This is a genomic window from Chloroflexia bacterium SDU3-3 (genome assembly GCA_009268125.1).
Taxonomy (GTDB): Bacteria; Chloroflexota; Chloroflexia; order Chloroflexales; family Roseiflexaceae; genus SDU3-3.
The window spans coordinates 20067-39516 of record WBOU01000014.1; the positions used below are offsets into that span (position 1 = coordinate 20067).

General features: G+C 65.3%; 12 protein-coding genes. All 12 read right to left on the reverse strand.

What is annotated here, in order from left to right; translation table 11 throughout:
- Positions 1-40 precede the first annotated feature (40 nt).
- Positions 41-1537 carry a glycosyltransferase family 39 protein gene (locus tag F8S13_20175; GenBank protein KAB8141125.1) on the reverse strand — a complete coding sequence of 499 codons (1497 nt, stop codon included), beginning with the start codon at positions 1535-1537 and terminating at the stop codon, positions 41-43.
- A gap of 11 nt (positions 1538-1548) precedes the next feature.
- Complete coding sequence (locus tag F8S13_20180; protein ID KAB8141126.1) at positions 1549-2325, reverse strand: class I SAM-dependent methyltransferase; 777 nt, start codon at positions 2323-2325, stop codon at positions 1549-1551.
- A gap of 37 nt (positions 2326-2362) precedes the next feature.
- A complete protein-coding gene (locus tag F8S13_20185) occupies positions 2363-3565 on the reverse strand; it encodes a glycosyltransferase family 4 protein (protein ID KAB8141127.1) in 1203 nt (400 codons plus the stop codon).
- A gap of 184 nt (positions 3566-3749) precedes the next feature.
- Positions 3750-6035 (reverse strand): hypothetical protein, encoded by a 2286-nt coding sequence (locus F8S13_20190; GenBank protein KAB8141128.1) that lies wholly within the window; start codon positions 6033-6035, stop codon positions 3750-3752.
- 3 nt (positions 6036-6038) lie between these two features.
- Entirely contained in the window at positions 6039-7013 is a 975-nt protein-coding gene (locus tag F8S13_20195; GenBank protein KAB8141129.1) for a hypothetical protein, read from the reverse strand.
- 326 nt (positions 7014-7339) lie between these two features.
- The gene (locus F8S13_20200) at positions 7340-9613 is read right to left on the reverse strand and encodes a hypothetical protein (protein ID KAB8141130.1); all 2274 of its coding nucleotides are present in this window, start codon (positions 9611-9613) and stop codon (positions 7340-7342) included.
- Between the two features lie 296 nt (positions 9614-9909).
- Entirely contained in the window at positions 9910-12162 is a 2253-nt protein-coding gene (locus F8S13_20205; protein ID KAB8141131.1) for a hypothetical protein, read from the reverse strand.
- A gap of 15 nt (positions 12163-12177) precedes the next feature.
- On the reverse strand, positions 12178-13143 hold the full coding sequence (locus tag F8S13_20210) for a hypothetical protein (protein KAB8141132.1): 966 nt from the start codon (positions 13141-13143) through the stop codon (positions 12178-12180).
- 193 nt (positions 13144-13336) lie between these two features.
- Positions 13337-14593 carry a glycosyltransferase family 4 protein gene (locus tag F8S13_20215; GenBank protein ID KAB8141133.1) on the reverse strand — a complete coding sequence of 419 codons (1257 nt, stop codon included), beginning with the start codon at positions 14591-14593 and terminating at the stop codon, positions 13337-13339.
- A gap of 277 nt (positions 14594-14870) precedes the next feature.
- Entirely contained in the window at positions 14871-16097 is a 1227-nt protein-coding gene (locus tag F8S13_20220; GenBank protein KAB8141134.1) for a glycosyltransferase family 4 protein, read from the reverse strand.
- A 26-nt stretch (positions 16098-16123) separates the two neighbouring features.
- Entirely contained in the window at positions 16124-17239 is a 1116-nt protein-coding gene (locus F8S13_20225) for a glycosyltransferase family 4 protein (GenBank protein KAB8141135.1), read from the reverse strand.
- Between the two features lie 12 nt (positions 17240-17251).
- Complete coding sequence (locus tag F8S13_20230; GenBank protein KAB8141136.1) at positions 17252-18889, reverse strand: hypothetical protein; 1638 nt, start codon at positions 18887-18889, stop codon at positions 17252-17254.
- Between the last annotated feature and the right edge of the window lie 561 nt (positions 18890-19450).

Genomic DNA, 19450 nt, shown 5'->3' on the forward strand with positions numbered 1-19450 from the left:
CGGAGGGCTGCCTCGCTATCTTCTGGCCTGCCGCGCCGCGCTAGCGACCGCAGCTGTTGTGCATCAGCGCGCAGCGGTCGAACAGCAGCTTGGCCACGGTATCGATCAAGCGGCGGGGCACATCTAGCTGCCAGCCCCACACATCCGGCCACACCAGGCCCCGGCGCAGCTGCGGCTGCAGCACGGTCCAGTTGGCCATTAGCCCGAAGTTCCAGGCCACCAGCGCCACTGCCAGCCCCAGCAGCACCCGCCAGTCCACGCGGCGGGCGGCCCAGTCGATGCCCATAGCCAGCCCCACGATAAAGATCGGCGAGCACTCGATCAGGCGGCGGAACCCGAACGAGCCGGTGAGGTGCCAAGTGGTGCCGAAGGCCCCATTGAGGTAGACCTGCACCAAAAAGGCTAGGAGCAGCAGCCCGGCCAGCAGCCGCTCGCCGCGCCGCCACAGCAGGGCCAGGCCCAGCAGCGCCAGCGGCAGCACGGGTGCCCACACGAAGGCCCCGTGCGCGAAGGGCGGGAAGCCCACGGCGGGGTCGTCGGCCACCTTGCACCACGGGCTGGGCGCGGGGTTGTAGTCGATCAGCGTATCGATCATGTGCGGGCTGCACAGGTTGAACTTGCCGCCCACCTCGCTGGCGGGCTTCGGCTCGCCGTTCAGCACAGTGTACGTGGCTAGCTGAGGCAGTAGCGCCACCACCACCAGCGCTAGGAACAGCGCGTGGCGCGCCAGCAGGCCCAGCGCCTGCGGCCAGGCCCTCGCCCGCAGCAGCGCGGCGTAGGCCACCAGCGCCTCGATCGCGGGCAGCAGCATGAACAGGCCCAGCTGCTCGCGGGTCATGGTCATCAGGCCGCCCAGCAGGCCCAGCGCTGCCCATGCCTTCCAGCCGCGCCGACCGCGTGTGGTCAGCCACACGTACATGAACAGTGACACCAGGAAGAATCCGTTGGCGTGCGAGAAGGCCATCTGCACGAACATGTAGAACACCAGCGGCGTGGCCAGCCAGATGCTGGCCGTGGCCAGGGCGCTGGCGAACTGCGAGGCGTAGCGCCGCGCCATGTGGTAGCAGAGGATGAGGCCCGCGCCCGCGTAGATGGCCGAGCCGTAGCACACCGCCACGATATAGGGCTTCGAGAAGCCATCGGCGGGGATCTTCGCGCCCAGCGCGTTGGCCATGTGCACCAGCAGATCGGCCAGCAGAAAAAATGGTGCCCACAGGATGGCCGAGCCAACCGGCGCGATGTTGCCCACCAGCCCGGTCTGCGGGCGGATGCGGCTCTCGCTCAGCAGGTTCTCGATCCCCGACTGCGGGTTCATCTTGGCCAGCGCGGCGTAGTCGTTGGCGAAGTTCATGTCGCCGTCGAAGCGCAGCGAGGTGAGGTAGGCGTAGTACTGGGCCTCGTCGGTGGCGGCGATGCGCGGGTTGCTCACCACCAGTAGCGGCAGGAACAGGATGAGCAGCGTCAGCACGCCCCGATCGAACCAGGGGAAGCGCCGCGCCCAGCCGCTGCGGCGGCCTGCGGGTTGTTGCTGTGCCATGGTGCCTCTCGCTACCCGCGCTTGCGCCCGACGACCATGAGCATGGAGCGGGTGCTGGGGAAGGCGCTGGTCAGCAGCCAGATCGCGGCCTTGGTGGCCACGCGGTGCGGGGCCTTGAGCAGGCGGCCCGCCTCGATGCCCACGCGCTCCCAGGCGTCGCCGTAGCGCGACACCGCCACATCCATCCCGGCCTGCTCCACCAGCCAGCGCAGCTCCTGCATGGTGTAGAGGCGGCTGTGGTTGTAGTAGCGCTGCGAGCCTTTTAGGCGCATGGCGCGGGTGAACTCGCCAAACGACTCGAAGGGCCGGGCCAGCACCACATCGAACAGCGTCTTCAGGCGGCTCTTGAGGTAGAACTGGTTGGGTGTGGAGAGCACGAATAGCCCGCCGGGGCGCAGCACGCGGGCGATCTCGGCCAGCGCGGGCAGGGGCGAGCTGCTCAGGTGCTCGATCACCTCGGAGAGCACCACGGCGTCGAAACTGCCATCGGCGAAGGGCAGCGGGCTCTCGTCGATGTTGCAGAAGTGCACCTCCACGCCCAGCGACTTCCACAGCTCGGCGCGCTGCTCGGGGAACAGGTCGATGCCCGTGACCTGGTAGCCCGCCCGCCGCAGGATGCTGGTGAACTGCCCTGGCGTGGTGCCGATCTCCAGCACGTGGGCCGGGGCGGGCGGCAGCGCGCGCAGCAGGTCGACGAAGCGGTGGCGGTGCAGCCGGAAGTAGGCCGGTTTATCGTTGGGGGTGAGCGTCTTGCCATACTCATTGACAACAGTTACTGGGTTCATCATATATCTCTATCTATCTGTTTAGAAGCGAGGTTATCTGCTATTTTGCGGCCTGCGCCACCTGCTGGGCCAGGGCCACGATCCGCTCGGCGCGGCGGGCGTAGGTGTGGTCGGCCACCGCCGCGCGGCCAGCGGCCTCGCGCTCGGGGCGGGCCGGGTCGGTCAGCGCCTCGGCCAGGGCCTCGGCCATCGCGGTGCTATCGCCACGGCGGAAGTAGTAGCCGACGGCGGGCGGCAGGATCTCCTCCAGGGCAGGGATATCGGGCAGAGCCACGGCGCGGCCAGCCGCCAGGTACTCGAACAGCTTCAGCGGCGAGGCCGTCACATCGGTGACGGTGTCGGGGATGATCAGCACGTCGGCGGCGCGCAGGTAGGCGGCCACCACATCCTGGGGCTGCTGCCCGGCCCAGATGATCGCGTCATCCAGCAGCAGATCGGCCTGCTGGCGCTGCAGCGTGGCCACCTCGGCGTCGCGCCCGCCCACCAGGGCTAGCGTCGCACCCGGCAGCTGCTCGCGCAGGGCGGCCAGGGCGATCAGCAGCTTGTCCAGGCTGCGGTACGAAAAGGTCATGCCGGCGTAGACGATCAGCGGGGCGGCCTCGCTGATGCCTAGCTCGCGGCGGGCGGCGGCCCGGCTGCCGGGGGTGATGGCCTCGTCGTCGAAGGCATCGGGGATGACGGCCACCTCGGCGGGGTTGCGCCAGCCGATGCGGGCCAGCAGCCTGCGGAAGTCCTCGGTGAGCGAGGCCACCGCCGCGCTGCGGGTCAGCGCCACGCGGTCCACTAGGTGCAGCAGCGGCTGGGCCACGCGCTCCTTTGCGCGCGAGGGGTTCCAGCTCTCCAGGTCGTGGGCCTCGTAGATCACGGGGATGCCCAGCAGTGGGCCCCACACCCCGGCCCACCATGCCGCGCCGATCACCTCGCGGATGTAGACCACATCCACCGGGCTGCCGCGCCGCCGCTCCTGGGCCACCACCGCCGCTGTCATGGCCGCGAACAGCGAGCGCTCGGCGTAGTACCACAGGGTCGAGCGCCGCAGCCGCGAGAGCTTGCCGATGGCCGGGCGCAGCAGGTGGTGCGCGCCCAGCGCGGTGAAGCGGCTCGGCTCGCCCAGCCAGCGCGGGATGAGCGCCAGCGTGTCGGGCGCGATGCGCCGCAGCTCGCGCAGAGTGGTGTGGGTCTGGATGGCGTTGGCCGATCGTAGCAGGAGACTGGTCGGGTAGGCGATATAGGCAAGGCGCATAGCTTTCGCGAACTCATTTCCGTGGCGTCTGCGCGGGCGGCGTGGCGGCGCGCAGCGGCTGCTTCACCAGTGTTGAACCTGCGTATTGTACCGCATCTTGGCTGCGCCATTGCGGTGTGGCGCAGCGACGCCTGGGGCCGAGGCTCCCCAGGCGTTGGTGCTGCGGTCTGTGGCTGGTCTGAGCCTATTTTTTTGCTGTGACCGGTGTGAAGGTCTTGTAGACACTGTAGCCCGAAGTGAGGGTCACAGGATCAGAGATCAGCGTTTTGGTGGATGGGTTGCCCGCGCCATCCAGGAACTTGACATAGACATAGTAGGTGCCCGCATAGTCGGTGAGGCTGGTGCCGCCCTGGCCGCTAGCGAGACTGAAGTCGACGCTGAAGCTCGCGCCTGGGCTTGCCACCTGGATGGGCGTCCAGCGCAGCGGCGAGCTGTCGGTGTTGGTCTCTTCCTCGGTGTACTGCGTCTTGCTGGCGGCCACCCACACGCCCCAGAACGGCTTGTTGGTGATGCTCTGGTAGATCGCGTCGCTCACATCCACGCCGCTGAAGCTAAGAGTCTGATTGATCGCGTTCTCGCCGCTGAGCGTCAAGCTGCCCGCCGTATAGGCTGGCCCACCAGCATTGAGCTGCTCGTCTATTGTGCGCGGGTCGTAGTAGTAGCTGATGTCGACGTTGCTGCTGTTGGCCAGCGCATCGGTGATCGTCACCACGCTGCTCTGCCGCCCCAGGATGAGCGGGTCGACAATCTGTAGGCGCTGCACCGCGGTGGTGGATGCTGGCCAGCTTTCCTGGGCGTTGCTGCCAATGCGGAAGGTGCTGAGCCCTGCGCAGTCGCCAGCGTTGTTGATCGCCACCTTCACCGTGGTCTCACGGGTGAATTGGCTGTCGCCGTTCATCGCGCCCTGCTGGAACCGCGAGGTCAGCTGATCGAGGTGTGGGTTGATCACGTTTACCGTGGCCTGGATAGCCCCGTCGTAGATGATGTGATCGCTCTTGGCGCTCGCCTCTGTCATCGTGTCATTTTTTACCTGGGTGAACAGCGTGAAGGTGCGGCATGTGCTAGCGGCACTGCTGGGCAGCGATACGGTGAGCGGGTTGGCGAAGGTCTGCCAGCCGTTCGAGTCGCTGCTGGAGTCGGTAGGTGCGGCATCCCACTTCCAGCGCACCTGGGTCGGGTCGCCGGTGACATTGCTGAACGAGACCGACAGGCTGGTGTTCTTGGTCGAAGCCGCGTCGTTCTCGATCACAGGGTCGGCGCTGATCCCAGCGGCGGAGCCGAAGTTCAGCCGATTGTAGACGATCTCGCCATCATCCTGGCTGCGGTGCTCCTGCTGGAATGCGAGGTGGGCGAACCGTGTGCCGCTCGCAGTTGATGTGAGCGCGGTGCGGGTGTCCCAGTCGCCGCTGGTGATGTTTTGCGATGTCCAGGATGCCTCGTTTGGCAGCTTCGAGACCATCACAATCCGGCGGTTGCTGCCATTGTAGAAGGTCGAGTAGCTGACGTAGATCGCGCCGGTCGCATCGGCGGTGATCGCGGGCGCGTAGCCTGCGTTGCCCGCTGTCTGCGCGATCTGGGTGATGTCGGTCCAGCCTGCGCCAGGCGCGCGTCGCGCGTGCATGATCGCCCAGTCGGTGCCTAGGCTCTTGCGCCAGGCTATGTGCAGCACGCCAGTGCCATCGGTGGTGATCACCGGGTCTTGATCGGCCAGCGTGCTGCCGTCGTTGGTCAGCTTGCCCACGGTGAACCCCGAGCCGTTCCAGTCGGCGTATTTGATCTCGCCCTTGTCGTCGCCGCCGCTGCGCATGTACCACACAATGTGGGGTACGTTGCTCTGATCCACGGTGACATCAGGCCAGAACATGTTGCCAGTCTCTTTAAAGACAATGCCGCCGACGCTGCCACCGCTCCATCCTGTGCCGTTGTTGTCGGAGAAGCGGAAGGAGACGGCGGTGCCGTCTGCATCGCGCCATACCACCCAAATCGTGCCGTTTGGCGCGACGGCCATGCGCACCGGGTTGGGGTAGTTGTCGCTGGCCACGGTTTTGTCCGAGGACCAGCTGCCGTTGAGCGGCTTGTTTTTGTAGTAGATGGTGTTGCTGTTGGCATAGACCATGTGGGTGGTGCCATCCGACCCCACAGCCACATCGGCAAACTGCACTTTGGGGTTGTCGGCGCTGCCGATATCGATCTTGCCGCCGAAGTTGCCACCCACGGTGGCCTCGCTCACCTGGTATTTTTGGTCGTTGCGCTCGCCCCAGACCACTCCCAGGTGCCCATTTCCGGTGGCGATCTCGGGGGCCTCGGACATGTCGCTGGAGTTAGAGAGGTTCTGCGAGACCTCGATCGCACCAGCCGCGCGGGTGAGCGCGGCGCGGCTCTGGATCGGGATGCTGACCAGTGTGCCAAGCAGCAGCAGCGACAGGGCGAGTCGGCGGTGCTGGAGAAGATGCGAAGAAAGGGTGCGCACAGATTACCTCCCTGTCACCAGTATGTTTGCGAAGTAGGCACCGCTCTCGGTGCGTGTGGCGAGGCCAGCGCGCCCAGCGGCGAGCGTGGTGTCGCTGGTGGTGCCTAGCGTCACGCCGTCGACAAGGGCGGTGAGGGTGCTACCTTGGGTGGAAAGCGTGATGGTATGCCATGTATCTTGGCTGAGCGGTGGCCCCTCGAATCGGGCCAGAGCGGTTGCTTTTTCGTCGATGACCTTCTCGATGATGTAGGTGCTGGTAGCGCTGTCTTTTTCGGGGGTGATGGCGCGCAGCCGATAGTAGCTGTGGTCCGCGTAGCGCGCGATCACGCCTACCTCGCGGGTCTGGTGCGGCATGGCGCTGGCGGTGACGCTGACATCGGCCCAGGCCGGGTCGCCGGTGACAAGGCCGGTCGGGTCGCCGGTGTCGTCCATCCCATCCAGCCCCAGCTGCACCAGGTTGCCCTCGCGGATCTGCCAGAGCGCCGTGCCGTTGGGGTTCTTCGGGCCTACGATCTCCCACCCGTCGAGCGAGGAGAGCTGGCTGAAGTTGGCCGTGAGCAGGGTGCGCTCGTTGGCACGCGGCGCGGCAGCGGGGGCCTGCTGGCTGGGTGCGTAGGGCTGGCCAGCGGCGGGCGTGATCGCGTGGCCGTCGGCCCCCACGAGGATGCCGAGCTGGCCTGCGGCCATCTTCAGGTTGCCGTTGGCCTCTTCGTAGAGGCCCTTGTTGGCCAGTTCGACCGCCGAGTCGCGGAGCTTCTGGGCGACGGTGGTATCTTTACCCTGGTTTTTTGCGGCGGCCAGCGCTGAATCAACATTGGCCAGGAGCGATGGGTCGAGCGCGGTTCCTTGGTTAGGTCGTTCATCCGCCACCGAGCCGCTCTGGCTTTGTGCGACAGGGGCGGATGCGCAGCTGCTTAGGGCGATGCTGCTGGCGATAAGAATGCCTACTGCGATGCTTGGTTGCCATAACCTTGCCATTCCAACCTCCGCTCTATCCATGATGGAATCTATCATAATCGATTTAGCGATCGAGGTATAGCATAGCACATATCTTTTTACATACTCTTTACTAAATAGCAGCAAACAGCGGCCAATTTTGCTGCTTTGGCGAGGTATTGGGCATCTGGATGCGGGGCTGGGAGTGAGGTGAATGGTCGTAGGTGCTGTATTTCTAGGACTTTGGAACTATTCTGGTGGGTGGGCTTTGGCCCAAAGCTCCTTGGCAGTGGGATGCTATGGGGCACCCCACCGCCAAAAAAAGCCGCAGGGGGCACAAGCTGTGCCCCCTGCATGCCGTGGGATGGCTATTTGCTGATGCTGGGCAGGAAGTTTTTGGGGATCTGGTAGCCAGTGTCAAGCGTAACTGGCTCGGATATCAGCGTTTTGCTTGAAGGGTTCCCTGCCCCGTCGAGGAATTTTATATAGACATAATATGTACCCTCGTAGTGCGTAAGATCTCCCCCATCCTGCCCGGTTGCTAGGCTCAGATCGAGGTCGAAGCTGGCGGAGGGCTGTGGCACCGCGATAGCAGCCCACTGCAGCGGGCTATCTTGGCTATTGATCTGATCCTCGCTATAGAGCTGCGGGCTGACCGTGGCCCAGACACCCCAAAAGGGCTTGCCGGTAGCCGCTTGGTAGATCGTATCGAGCACATCCACATTGTGAAACTGCAGGTGTTGGATGATATTGTTGCTGCCGTCGATGCTGAGGCTGCCTGACCGGTACTGCGGCGCGCCAGCGCCTTCGCTGTCGTTAGGGCTACGAGGATCATAGGTGAAGCTCATGGTCTGGCTGATAGTGTTCTGCAGCGAATCTCTTATCTGGATGGGGATCTGCTGCTGCCCAAGTGTAGTGAGGTCGACTAAGGCGGTGCGCGCCACCGCAGCGGCATCTGCTGGCCAGCTTTCCTGCCTGCCGCCGATGCTGAAGCTCTGCAGTGCCGAGCAGTCGCCGCTGTCGCTGATCTGCACATTGATCACCGACTCACGCGTGAAAGCGCTATCGCCGCCCTGTGCGCCTTGCACATAGCGGGCCAGCCCAGCCGACCCATGGGGGTTGGCGAGCGTGGCGCTGGCCTGCACCGCACCGTCGTAGGTGATGCTGGCGCTGGCCACGCTCGTATCGATGGCGTCGCTATTGCGCACCTGGGCATACAGCGCCAGCGTGCTGCAGCTGGCGGCACTGCTGGGCAGCGCGATGCTGAGCGGGCTGGTGTAGGGCTGCCAGCCGCCCGAGTCGCTGCTGGTGTCGCTGGGGGCCGCGCCCCATTTCCAGCGCACCTGGGTGGGGTTGCCAGCCAGATTGGCGAAGCTCACGCTCACGCTGGGGGCGCTGGTGCTGCCCGCGCCGAACACCGGGTCGGCGTTGATCGCCTGCGGGAGGGGGCCAAAATGGTAGCGGGCGTAGACGATCTCATCTTCGTCATTGGCCCCGATGATGCCCTGCTGATAGGCGATATGGGCTTTCAGGTTGCCCTGCGCCGTGCCTACGATGACCGGGCGGTAGTCGCGCCGCCCGCTAGAGATCGCCTGGCTTACCCAGACGCTCTGGGCTGGCAGTTTGCTCAGCAGGATAATACGGCGCTCGTTGCCAGTGATCGGCTTGGAGTACCCCGCGTAGAGCGACCCAGCTTCATCTAGGCCGATGCTGGGCGAATACTGCATGTCGCCGTTCATTATCTCCAGCGGGGTGTAGTTTTCCCAGCCTGCGTCGGGCCTGCGCGAGGCGTAGAACACCGCCCACTGCTGCGGCGACTCGCTGAGCCTTCTGCGGAACACCACATGCTGCACGTTGTCTTTGTCGATAGCGATCGTGGGGTCTTGATCAAAGAGCTTATTGTTGTTTGTCGTGATCTTGCTGGTCTGGAACGATGATCCATTCCAGTCGGCCACGAAGATGTCGCCTTTCTGGCTATTAGCCTCGATCACATACCAGACGACGTGGGGGATGCCGTCGCTTCCGATCGCTATATCAATGCCGATCATGTTGGCGGGATATTTGGCCACCACGCCATCGGCGCTGCCGCTGCTCCACGATGCCCCGTGGGTGTCGGAGTACCTGAAGCCGATACGGTGCCCGCTGGTCTCGCGCCAGATGATCCAGATCCGGCCATTGGGGGCCACCGCGATGCGCGATGGGTTGGGATAATCGTCGCTTCCAACCCTCACTGCGCCCTGCCAGCCTGCTCCGGCGGGTTTGTACTGATAGTAGATGTTATTATCGGTAGTGTAGGTGAGGTGGAGGTTGCCTGCAGCGTCGGCGGCGATATCGGGCGTCTGGGTCTTGGTGTTGCTGCCGGTCTTGGTGCTGCTGTCGCGGGCGGGCGGGGTATCGGGCGAGCCGATGGCGGTGCTGATCTTCTGGTCTTCGCGCTCGCCCCAGGTGATGCCGATGGTGTTGCCCGCATAGGTGATGGCGGGCGATTCTGACTGGTCGCCAGAGTTGGAGATAATCAGCGAGGTCTCAAGCTTGCTGTCGGCGGTGGCGGTGTGGGCTGCGGCGGGCAGAAAGCACGCGAGGGCGGTGGCGATGATGAGCTGCCGCCCAGCGTGGGCGCGGCGTGGCAATGGTCGCTTCATAGGGATCCTATGTGTTGGTATGGTGGCATACAGCATCCATGCTGCCATGTGGATATTTAGTGCAATACGTGCCGTTTTAAGAATGAATATCGACCGTTATGTGCAGTTGAAAAAGGTATATTGATGACATAGGGCGCTATGCTCTTTTAAATCATAGCCCATGCGGTAAAAATATAGCACAAATATCTAAAAGAGCAAGCCACACAAAAGGGTGATTATTATATTGCCCAACAAAAAAGAAATGGCGCTCCAAGGATTTCCCTTGGAGCGCCGTACTATCCAGTTATGGATGGATGCTACTTCGAGATGTTCGGCAGCGAAGTCTCAAGCAGCGCGGTGTTGGTGATCGTGAGCGGCTCGGAGACCAGGGTCTCCGCCGAGGGATTACCAGCGCCATCCAGGAACTTGACATAGATGTAGTTAGGGTTAGGGCCTGCGAGGTCGGCGATCGATCGGCCACTTGCGAGGCTATACTCGACGCTGAATGTCGCGCCGGGGTTGGGCACCCGCACCACTGTCCACTGCATGTCGCTGGCGTTGATCGCCGTGTCGGTGCTGTGGTATACCTTGCTTGAGGCCACCCACACGCCCCAGAACGGCTTGCCCGTCGCGCTGCTGTAGAGCGTATCGGTCACATCCACGCCGCTGAAGTTCAGCCGCTGGAGGATGCCATCGCCGCTAGGCAGGGCCAGGGTACCGAGCGAGCGGACCGCCGGGGCGGTCTTGTCGTAGTAGTAGCTGGGCGTGTTGCTCAAGTTGTTACCTTGGTTGTCAGTAACCACGATAGGCACGCTCTTCTGGCCCTCGGCGGTGGTGTCGACATTGACCGTGGTGGTGGCCTGCGTCGCTCCGGTGGTCCAGTTAGTTGCGGCGTTGCCGTTCACCGAGTAGCTCTTCAGCCCCGCGCAGTCGCCCACATCCTCGATCCGCACCGCGATGTTGTTCGAGCGCGTGAAGCCCGTATCGCCCGATGTCGCACCCAGGTTGTAGGTGGATGTGCCATAGGCCATATTGGGGTTCACGGCGGCGGCGCGGGCCTGCACCGCGTTATCGTACTTGATCGCATCGACGCCGGGCGTGCTGTCGGTCGAGGCATCGCTCTTGGCCTGCGCATACAGGATCAGATCGGTGCAGGTGCTCGCGTTCGACGGCAGCGAGACGGTCATCGTGCTGTTGTAGGCCACCCAGCCACCCGAGTCGGTGCTGGCGTCGGTGGGGGCGCTGCCCCACTTCCAGCGCACCTGGGTCGGGTTGCCGGTCACGTTCTGGAAGGTAACGATCACGCTGTTCGAGTTGGTGATCTCCGCGCCGTTGTTGATGGTGATATCGGCGTTGACCGGAGGGATCGGCGTGGCCGTGGGGGTTGCGCTACCGAAGCTGTAGCGCAGATAGCGGATCTCGGCCTCGTCGGCCTTATCTTCCTTCTGGTAGGCGATATGGGCCTCGATGCCGGTATCGGTGGTACCCACGATCGCGGGCCGGTAGTCCCACCGGCTATCCGAGACCGCCTGGTTCGACCAGTTTGCGCTGTTCGAGGGCTTGGAGAGCAGTGCGATATGGCGTCGGCTGCTGCTGGTTGGGTCGGAGTAGCCGACGTAGATCGAGCCGTTTTTGTCGGTGCCGATGCCCGGCGAATACTTGGCGTCGCCGTTGGTGGTGGCCAACGTGGTGAAGTCGGACCAGCCGCTGCCGGTGTTGCGGCGGGCGTACATGATCGCCCACTTTGTGCCGGTGTCGTTCAGCTGCTTGCGCCAGCTTAGGTGCTGAACGTTGTTGCCATCCACCGCGATCACGGGGTCGGCATCATACAGCGTGGAGCCGTCGCTGGTGACGCGGCCGGTGGTGAAGCCCGAGCCGTTCCAGTCGCCGTAGCGGATCTCGCCTTTGTAGCTGCCGCTGGAGCGCACATACCACACGGCGTGGGGGATGTTGTCGCTGCCCACGGCGATATCAAACATATACATGTTGCCGCTATCGCTGGCGATCGTGCTGCCCGACCAGTTGCTGCCCCCGTCGGTGGAGTAGCGGAAGCGGATGCGCGAGCCGTCGGTGTCGCGCCAGATCACCCAGATAGTGCCGTTCGGGGCCACCGCCATGCGCACCGGGTTGGGGAAGGAGTCGCTGGCGACCTTGCGGCTGCCCGACCAGCTCCCGCCCGCCGTCTTGTTGCGATAGTAGATGGTATCGCCTGATGCGTAGGCTAGGTGTTTGGTGCCGCCGCCATCCATAGCGATATCGGCCCATTGAAACTGGGTATTCGTGCCCGACTTGAATGAGCCACTCTCGCCGAAATTCCCGTCGATATTGGCCCCGGCCACCTTCACGGTGCTGTTCTCGCGCTCGCCCCAGGTGATGGCCAGGCCGCCACCGCCGGTTGCGATCGAGGGGGCCTCGGACTGGTCGCTTGAGCTAGAGATGTTCTGACTGGCCTGCTGTGAGCCATCGGCCAGGGCGGTATGCTGAAGGGCCAGCGGCAGCGGGAGCAGCACACCAGTGATCGCCGTGGCGACGATCAGGCTGCCGTAGCGCCGCATGGTCTGTGAAGTCAAAAACCTGCGCACAAGTTACCTCCCTAGTACCTGAAGATGTGCGAACTGCGCGCCCGACATGGCCAGCGAGCTGACGCCCGCGCGCCCGGCGCTGAACGTGGCGTCGGTGGCGCTGCCCAGGGTGGTGCCATCCACCGTCGCGGTCAGCGTGTCGCCCACCACCGTCAGGCCAAGGGTGTGCCACACGCCTGCGCTCAGCTCGGCCCCGTCGAAGCTGGCGATCGGCGTGACCGCGCCATCCACCACTTTCTCAAGGATATAGTTGCCGCTGTTGGTGCCGGTGCCCAGCAGCCGGGCGCGGAAGCGGTAGTAGTTCTCGCCGTTCTGCTGGCGCGCGATCAGGCCCAGCTCTTTGGTATCGCTGCCCAGGGCCTGCACCGAGACCGTGTAGTCGGTCCAGGCGGTATCGCCGGTGACTAGGCCGGTCTGGTCGTCGCTGGTCACCACGCCGTCGATGCCGCGCTGGCGCAGGGTGCCATCGCGCACCTCCCACAGCGGCGTGCCCTCGCGGCTGGTCGGGCCGACCAGGGTCCAGGCGCTGATATCCGCATTGGAGTTGAAGGTGGGGGCGCTGAGCACCGTGTCGGTGGCGCGGGCCACCGGGGCCTGGGGCACCGCCGGGGTTGGCACGGCGGTCGGCACCGTCTCGCCGGCGGCGGTGGTGAGCACGCCCACCAGCGCGGCGGCGGTCTTCAGGTTGCCGTTGGCCTCCTCGAACAGGTTTTTGCTGGCCAGGTCCACCGCCGAGTCGCGCAGGGTCTGGGCCGCGCTGGTGTCCTCGCCGCGACTCTTGGCGGCGGCGATCGCAGTGTCCACCTGCTTGAGCAGGGTCTGGTCGAGGCTGGTGCCCTGGTTGGGCCGCTCATCGGCCACCGAGCCGCTCTGGCTGTGGGCCGTCGGGGCCGTGGCGCACGCGCTGAGGCTCGCACCCATGGCGATCGCCACGATGCTGATGCCGAGCCACTGCACTGTCTTTTTCATTCAGTCCTCCATAGAAACTGTTTCTCCAAGGTGCGCACAAAAGCACACTTGGCAGCTTCCCTTTCTTACCCATTCCTGAAATGGTGCGTGATCTCTGAACGGGCAGGTACTATACCACAGTTTGTCAAACACGCGACGCGGCGTTGATGAGTATCGTTATGTGCTTGTGCAAATTGTGCGAAAGGGCATACCACTAGCTATGACGTACAAGCCCCGCATATTGTTCCAGCAATTCGGCGGCAATTTTGGCCGATCGAAACTGCTCGGCCATGGCCGGGCCGCTGGCCGCCAGCGCTTGGTAGCGGCGCTCGTTGGTGAAGAGGATGCGCAGCGCCGAGGCGATCGCCTCGCCCGAGCGCGGCTCGACCACGAGGCCGTAGCCGTGCTCTACCATGTATTCGCTGATGCCGGTGGTGTAGGTGACGACCGAGGGGGTGGCCACGGCGGCGGCCTCGATGGCCACGCGGTTGAGCGCCTCGGAGACCGAGGGCACCACCACCGCATCCGACCCGGCGTAGTACTCGCGTACCTGCTCGTGGGGCACCAGCCCGATCTGGATGACGCGGTCGGCGACGCCCAGCTGGCTGGCCAGCTGCCCCAGGTAGGCACCGTAGTCACCGAAGCGCTCGGTGGTGCGGTTGGGGCCTGCGATCAGGAATACGGCGTTTGGCACATCGCGCAGCAGTTCGGGCGCGGCGCGCACCAAAAACTCCACGCCCTTGAAGGGGTGCAGCCGTGAGAGGCTGAGCACGATCTTGGCGTCCTCGGGCAGGCTGTGGCGGGCCAGCAGCGCCGCACGCGACTGGGCCTTGAAGATCGGCAGGGGCGCGCTGTCGGGGGCGAACTCGCCGTCGGTGATATTGTAGGGGATGGCTTTGGCCTTCTCGGGCGGGCAGCCCAGCGCGATGGCCTGGCGCTGGATCTTGCGTGAGTCGGCGCGGGCCAGTGCGGCCTTCTGCCACACCAGCTTGAGCAGCGCCCGCACGCGCGGGAAGCGGGCGTAGCCGTAGTCGAACTCCGGCTCGGCCATCACATCGGCCCCTGGCAGTGTGACGGCAAAGGGCGGGTGCAGACTCTCGGGCAGCAGCGCGGCGGCGGCGGCCACAGGGTAGGCCGTCTCCACATGGGCGAAGTCGTAGCGGCGGGTCTCCAGAAACTGCCGGTACATGTGGATCATGCTGGGCATGTAGGGGTAGTGGGCCAGCGGCGCGGCCAGCCGATTCACGCCCTTCTCGAACTTGGCCACGCCCAGCGGCTGGCGGTATACGGGGATGCCGTCGATGATCTCGTGCTCGGGGGCGCGGATGGAGGCGTCGAAGCTGAGGACGTCGACGTCGATATCGGCCTGCTGCCAGCAGTGGATGATCTCGGTGTGGATCTGGTTGCCCATCAGGTCGCGGGCGTAGCGGGGGATGACGTAGAGCAGACGTTTCACGAGCGGTGCCGCCATTCTGTTTCAGATGCCCAGGTGGCGTGGCGAGCGGGTAGATCGGATCGGTAATTCATAGCTGTTGCGTGGCTGCTCCTGTGCAGCGGTTTTGGCCACATCTGGTGCCATAGGTGTTTGATGATGCTTTGTAGGCCCATAGTAGCATTGTTTCCTGAAACCGTCATATCCTGATACAAATGCACTATCCTAGGTAGTAGGTTAGGCATGAATTATGAGCATATCCTCTCATTCATTTATTAGCTAGATCGCCCGGATCAGCGGCGCTTTGTTGGCGGGCTCATCTGCGCTGCGCTGCGATCACCTGCTGGTACAGCTCGACGGTGCGCGCCGCCAGCGCCGCCGGGTCGTAGCGCTCGGCCAGGGTCTTCTGCCCGCCCGCCACCAGCCTGGCCCGTAGGTCGGGCTGCTCGATCACAGCGATGATCGCCTGCCCGAGCGCCGCATAGTCGTCGTAGGGCACCAGCAGGCCGTTCTCGCCATGCTGGATGATCTCGTTCACCACCGGGATGTCGGTGCTGATCACGGGCGTATCGGCGGCCATGCCCTCCAGCAGCGGCAGGCCGAAGCCCTCGTAGCGCGAGGGGAAGGGCAGCACGTCGCTCTGACGCAGCAGCGCCAGCTTCTGCTCCTCGCTGATCGTGCCCAGGAAGTGTAGGTTGGCGGCCACCCCGCGCTGTTCGGCCATCTGCTGCAGCGTGGCGCGCTGCTCGGGGTTGTGGGTGACGAACACGAACGAGGCCTGGGGGAAGCGCGCCACCACGGCGGGCATGGCGTCCACCACCATGTCGTAGCATTTGCGCGTGGTCAGCTGGCCGATATAGGGGATGATCGGGCGGGTGAACTCGTGCTCCAGCGGCGGCACCTCGCTGCGCATATAGCCCATGTCGAGCCACAGCGGCACCACCGGCAGGATGTTGTCGAAGCCCATAGCCTGCATGGTCTCGGCCTCGTGCTGCGAGCAGGGCAGGAACATGTCGGCCTGGCGCATGGGCGCGTGGATGCCGTAGTTGCGCAGCAGCTCGCGCGCGTCGCGCGGGGTGGCCGCGATCCGCCGCGCCAGCTGGCCTATGGTGTAGATCAGTCGGTCGGGGTGGGGCGTCACCTCATAGGGGCGCTCGCGGTCATCCACCAGCCAGCGGTCGTGAAAGGGGCCGAGCCATGTCCACACCACCGGCACGCCGTGCGAGCGCAGCCAGCGCACCGCCTGGTAGGCCAGCACGTTGCGCGGGTGCATGATGTGCACCATATCCAGCCGCCCTGGGATGAAGCGCAGTGCGGCGAGCAGCTCGTTGGATGGGAAGAACTGCGGCTTGACGCGCATCACGTGGATGCCGTCGATGGTCTCCTCGCGCGCGCTCAGGCCCAGGTGGGCCTGCTGCGGCTGGTGGTAGGCGATCGCGTGCACATCGTGCCCGGCGGCCACCAGTGCCTGGCCCAGCGTGCGCTCGGGCCAGTTGCGGAACACCTGGGTGACGCCGCCAAGCCCAATGATCAGAATGCGCATGGTCTCTCTTTCCGTTGTGTGCGTCGCTACGCCTCCAGCGCGGCGCGGTAGGCCTCCTCGACGCGGCTGGCCACGGCCCCCCAGCTGAACTGCGCGGCCCACGCGGGCGCGGCCTGGCGCATGGCATCCAGCCGCGCCCGGTCGGCCAGCAGCCCGGCCACGGCGGCGGCCAGGGCCTCGGGGTTCTGCGGCGGCACCAGCAGGCCGGTGCGGCCCTCGTCCACCACCTCGGGGAAGCCGCCGAAGCGGGCGGCCACCACCGGCAGCCCGCAGGCCTGGGCCTCGACGGGGCCGATGCCGAAGGTCTCGCTGGCGAAGCTGGTGGCCAGCAGCAGATCGACCGAGGAGTAGTAGCGCGGCAGCTCCTCGCGCGGCACTGCGCCCAGGAAGTGCACGCGCCCCGCCAGCCCCAGCTCGGCGGCCAGCGCCTCTAGGCGCGGTCGGTCCACGCCGTCGCCTGCGATCAGTAGGGCCGCGCCGGGCAGCAGCGCCAGGGCGCGGATGGCGTACTCTACGCCCTTCCAGGGCTGGAGCCGCCCGACGAACAGCAGCAGCGGCGCGTCAGCGGGCAGGCCAGCCGGGCGCAGCGCCGGGTCGGGCGCGGCGCTGCGGAACAGCCGGGTGTCGATGCCGTTGAACACCACCGTAGGCGTGAAGCCGTAGCGCGCCGCCACCGTGCGGGCGTTGAAGGCGCTGCACGAGACCGCGCCATCCACCCGCGTGGCCAGGGCCCGGTCGCCACGGTAGAAGTCCTCGCCGTGGCAGCCCAGGATGACCTTCGGCCCGCCCAGCCGCCGCGCCAGCAGCGCCGGGCCGATGTCGTAGGGCTTCTGGATGTGCACGATGTCGTAGCCGCCGCGCACCAGGGCGGGCAGCGCAGGCACGGCCATGGTCAGCCGCTCCAGCAGCTTGGCCTCGGCGTAGGCGCGGCGCAGCGGCGGGATGGCCTGCCAGAAGGCGCGCGGCACGCACGGGAAGGTCAGCACATCCACCCCGGGCGCGGCCTCGCGCACTGCGCCCACGCCGCCGAAGATCGTTACGCGGTGCGCGCGGCTGGCTAGCTCGCGGGCCAGATCCCACACGAAGCTCTCGACGCCGCCGATCTTGGTGGTGGTGGTCAGGTTATAGAGCGCGATGTTCATGGGTTGCTATCTCTAGATCAGGCGGAGAATCCACTTCTTGGCGGGCAGCTTCATCTTGGCAAGCTGCGCGCGGTCCTCTGGCTCTAGCCCGCCCAGCAGCCGCAGCCCGCCCAGCAGCACCGCGCCGCCCACGGCGGCCAGCCCCAGCAGCGCGGGCAGCATGGCCAGCCGCTGCACCGCCGATGGCTCGGTGGGCAGCGTGGGCAGCAGGTTGGCCAGCAGCCACACCGCCGCCGCCATGGCCGCGCTGGCCCCAGCCACCCGCAGCGTGAAGCGCCACGGCCAGCGCAGCCCCAGCAGCTGCGCCCCGCGCGCCGTCACCCACGCGCCCGCCGCCAGCCGCGCCAGCCCGAAGGCCAGCGAGGCCCCCACGATGCCGAACTGCGGCGTCAGCACGATCACCAGCGGCACCACCAGCAGGGTCAGGCAGCGGGCGATCACGATCTCGCGCAGCCGCTCATAGACGATCAGCGCGTTGTGGGCGGTGGTCAGCAGCGATTCAAGGAATAGGCATGGCACCAGCACCCACACCAGCGCGGCGGCGGGCGCGTACTCGGGGCGCAGCAGCAGCGTGAAGATGTGCGGCGCGAGCACCATCAGGCCCACGCCGCCGGGGATGAGCAGCAGCGCCTGCAGTCGGATGAGCGAGCGGTACGCGCCATTGACTGTGCCACCCGTCCCAGCGCGCACGTGGGTGAACAGCGGCACCTGCACGCCCACCATCGGGGTGTAGAGGTAGCCCAGCACCATCTTCACAATGCTCACCCCGGCGGTCAGCAGCGCGATGTCCAGCACGTTGCGGGCGAAGAATACCGCGAACTCGGCGCTGGCCAGGAAGTCGCTGCCGGTCATCAGCAGCGAGACCGCGCAGTAGCGCACGAAGCCCACCGGCAGCAGCGGCCCGCTGTCGGCGGGCTGGGGGCGCAGGTCGATCTCGCGCTGGTGGCGCAGCACGTGCCAGATCAGCAGCGCGGTGGCGATGCCCGGGGCCGCCACCATCACGGCCAGCAGCCCGGCGATGCGCAGATCCTGCGGCAGCAGCACCACCGCGCCGATCGTCATCAGCTGCGGCAGCAGCTTGGCCACCAGGTCGATGCTGTTCCAGGCCCGCTGCTTGAAGAAGGCGCTCAGGTAGGCCATCAGCACATCGTAGAAGATGCCGAACAGCAGCATCATCAGCACTGCCGCCAGCAGCAGCCAGCCGTGCCCGCCGATGTAGCCGATCAGCGCGGTCTGATCGCTGGTGTCGGCCCCTGGGATGGCGGCGATCTTCTGGTTCAGCCCAGCCACGAAGCTCTCGCGCTGGATGGCCAGCCCTGCGCCGATCAGGGCCAGCAGCGCGCCCTGGGCTGCCAGCACCATGTAGAGCAGCCGCCGCACTGCCTTCGGCCCGCCCGCGATCAGCGTCTCGGGGATGTACTTGGGCAGCGTGCGCCCGGTCCCCAGGTCGATGTAGGTGCCAAAGCCATTGGAGGCCGAGCGCACCACCGACAGGAATCCGTACTGCGCGGCGGTCAGCATCCAGAGCTTGACAACAGTGGCGACAACTTCGGAGAGCATGCGGAGGGGGGCGAAGATGGTGTTCCAGACCACCGCCCGCGAGACCTGCGAGGCGAGCGTGGGCGCGGGCGTGCTTGAGTCAGTCGTCATAGAAAATACGTACCCTTCTTGAAAGCGTGCCTATTCTACCATCTTTTGGCGGGCAAACTGATTTACCACCAAGACACCAGAGCGCGAAGAGAAGAAAAGATGGTAGAAAATGGCAATGGCCAGCCCTACCCACCTGGCCCATGCGGCGAAGGTGCCGCTGGTGCAAACTGGCCATATGCACGAACACTCGCAGCCTGCCGAAAGCATAGGAACGCCCAAAATTGGGGGTTCGAAGGGGGCATCGCCCCCTCGCGGGGTTGCTAGGGGCTGGCCCCTAGCCGCCGCCCGCGCAGGGCACGCACCCAGCGATCAAGAGGAACCACCAGATTTGAAACATTTTTAGGCGGGTGAATGATCCAAGGAGGCGGGTGGATACTTTGAAGTGTCGGTCTATGACTTTGAAGCGTCGGTCTATGACTTTGAAGCGTCGGTCTATGACTTTGAAGCGTCGGTCTATGACTTTGAAGCGTCGGTCTATGACTTTGAAGCGTCGGTCTCATAAAACCCAGCGGCAGACGGCCCCTTTTCCGCGTCCGACCGGGGTGCAAAACCAATCTGGTA

Coding starts and splice junctions, on each gene's coding strand:
- F8S13_20195 (KAB8141129.1), bottom strand. CDS start 7,013: ATGGCAAGGTTATGGCAACCAAGCATCGCAGTAGGCATTCTTATCGCC.
- F8S13_20185 (KAB8141127.1), bottom strand. CDS start 3,565: ATGCGCCTTGCCTATATCGCCTACCCGACCAGTCTCCTGCTACGATCG.
- F8S13_20230 (KAB8141136.1), bottom strand. CDS start 18,889: ATGACGACTGACTCAAGCACGCCCGCGCCCACGCTCGCCTCGCAGGTC.
- F8S13_20200 (KAB8141130.1), bottom strand. CDS start 9,613: ATGAAGCGACCATTGCCACGCCGCGCCCACGCTGGGCGGCAGCTCATC.
- F8S13_20175 (KAB8141125.1), bottom strand. CDS start 1,537: ATGGCACAGCAACAACCCGCAGGCCGCCGCAGCGGCTGGGCGCGGCGC.
- F8S13_20225 (KAB8141135.1), bottom strand. CDS start 17,239: ATGAACATCGCGCTCTATAACCTGACCACCACCACCAAGATCGGCGGC.
- F8S13_20215 (KAB8141133.1), bottom strand. CDS start 14,593: ATGGCGGCACCGCTCGTGAAACGTCTGCTCTACGTCATCCCCCGCTAC.
- F8S13_20220 (KAB8141134.1), bottom strand. CDS start 16,097: ATGCGCATTCTGATCATTGGGCTTGGCGGCGTCACCCAGGTGTTCCGC.
- F8S13_20180 (KAB8141126.1), bottom strand. CDS start 2,325: ATGATGAACCCAGTAACTGTTGTCAATGAGTATGGCAAGACGCTCACC.
- F8S13_20210 (KAB8141132.1), bottom strand. CDS start 13,143: ATGAAAAAGACAGTGCAGTGGCTCGGCATCAGCATCGTGGCGATCGCC.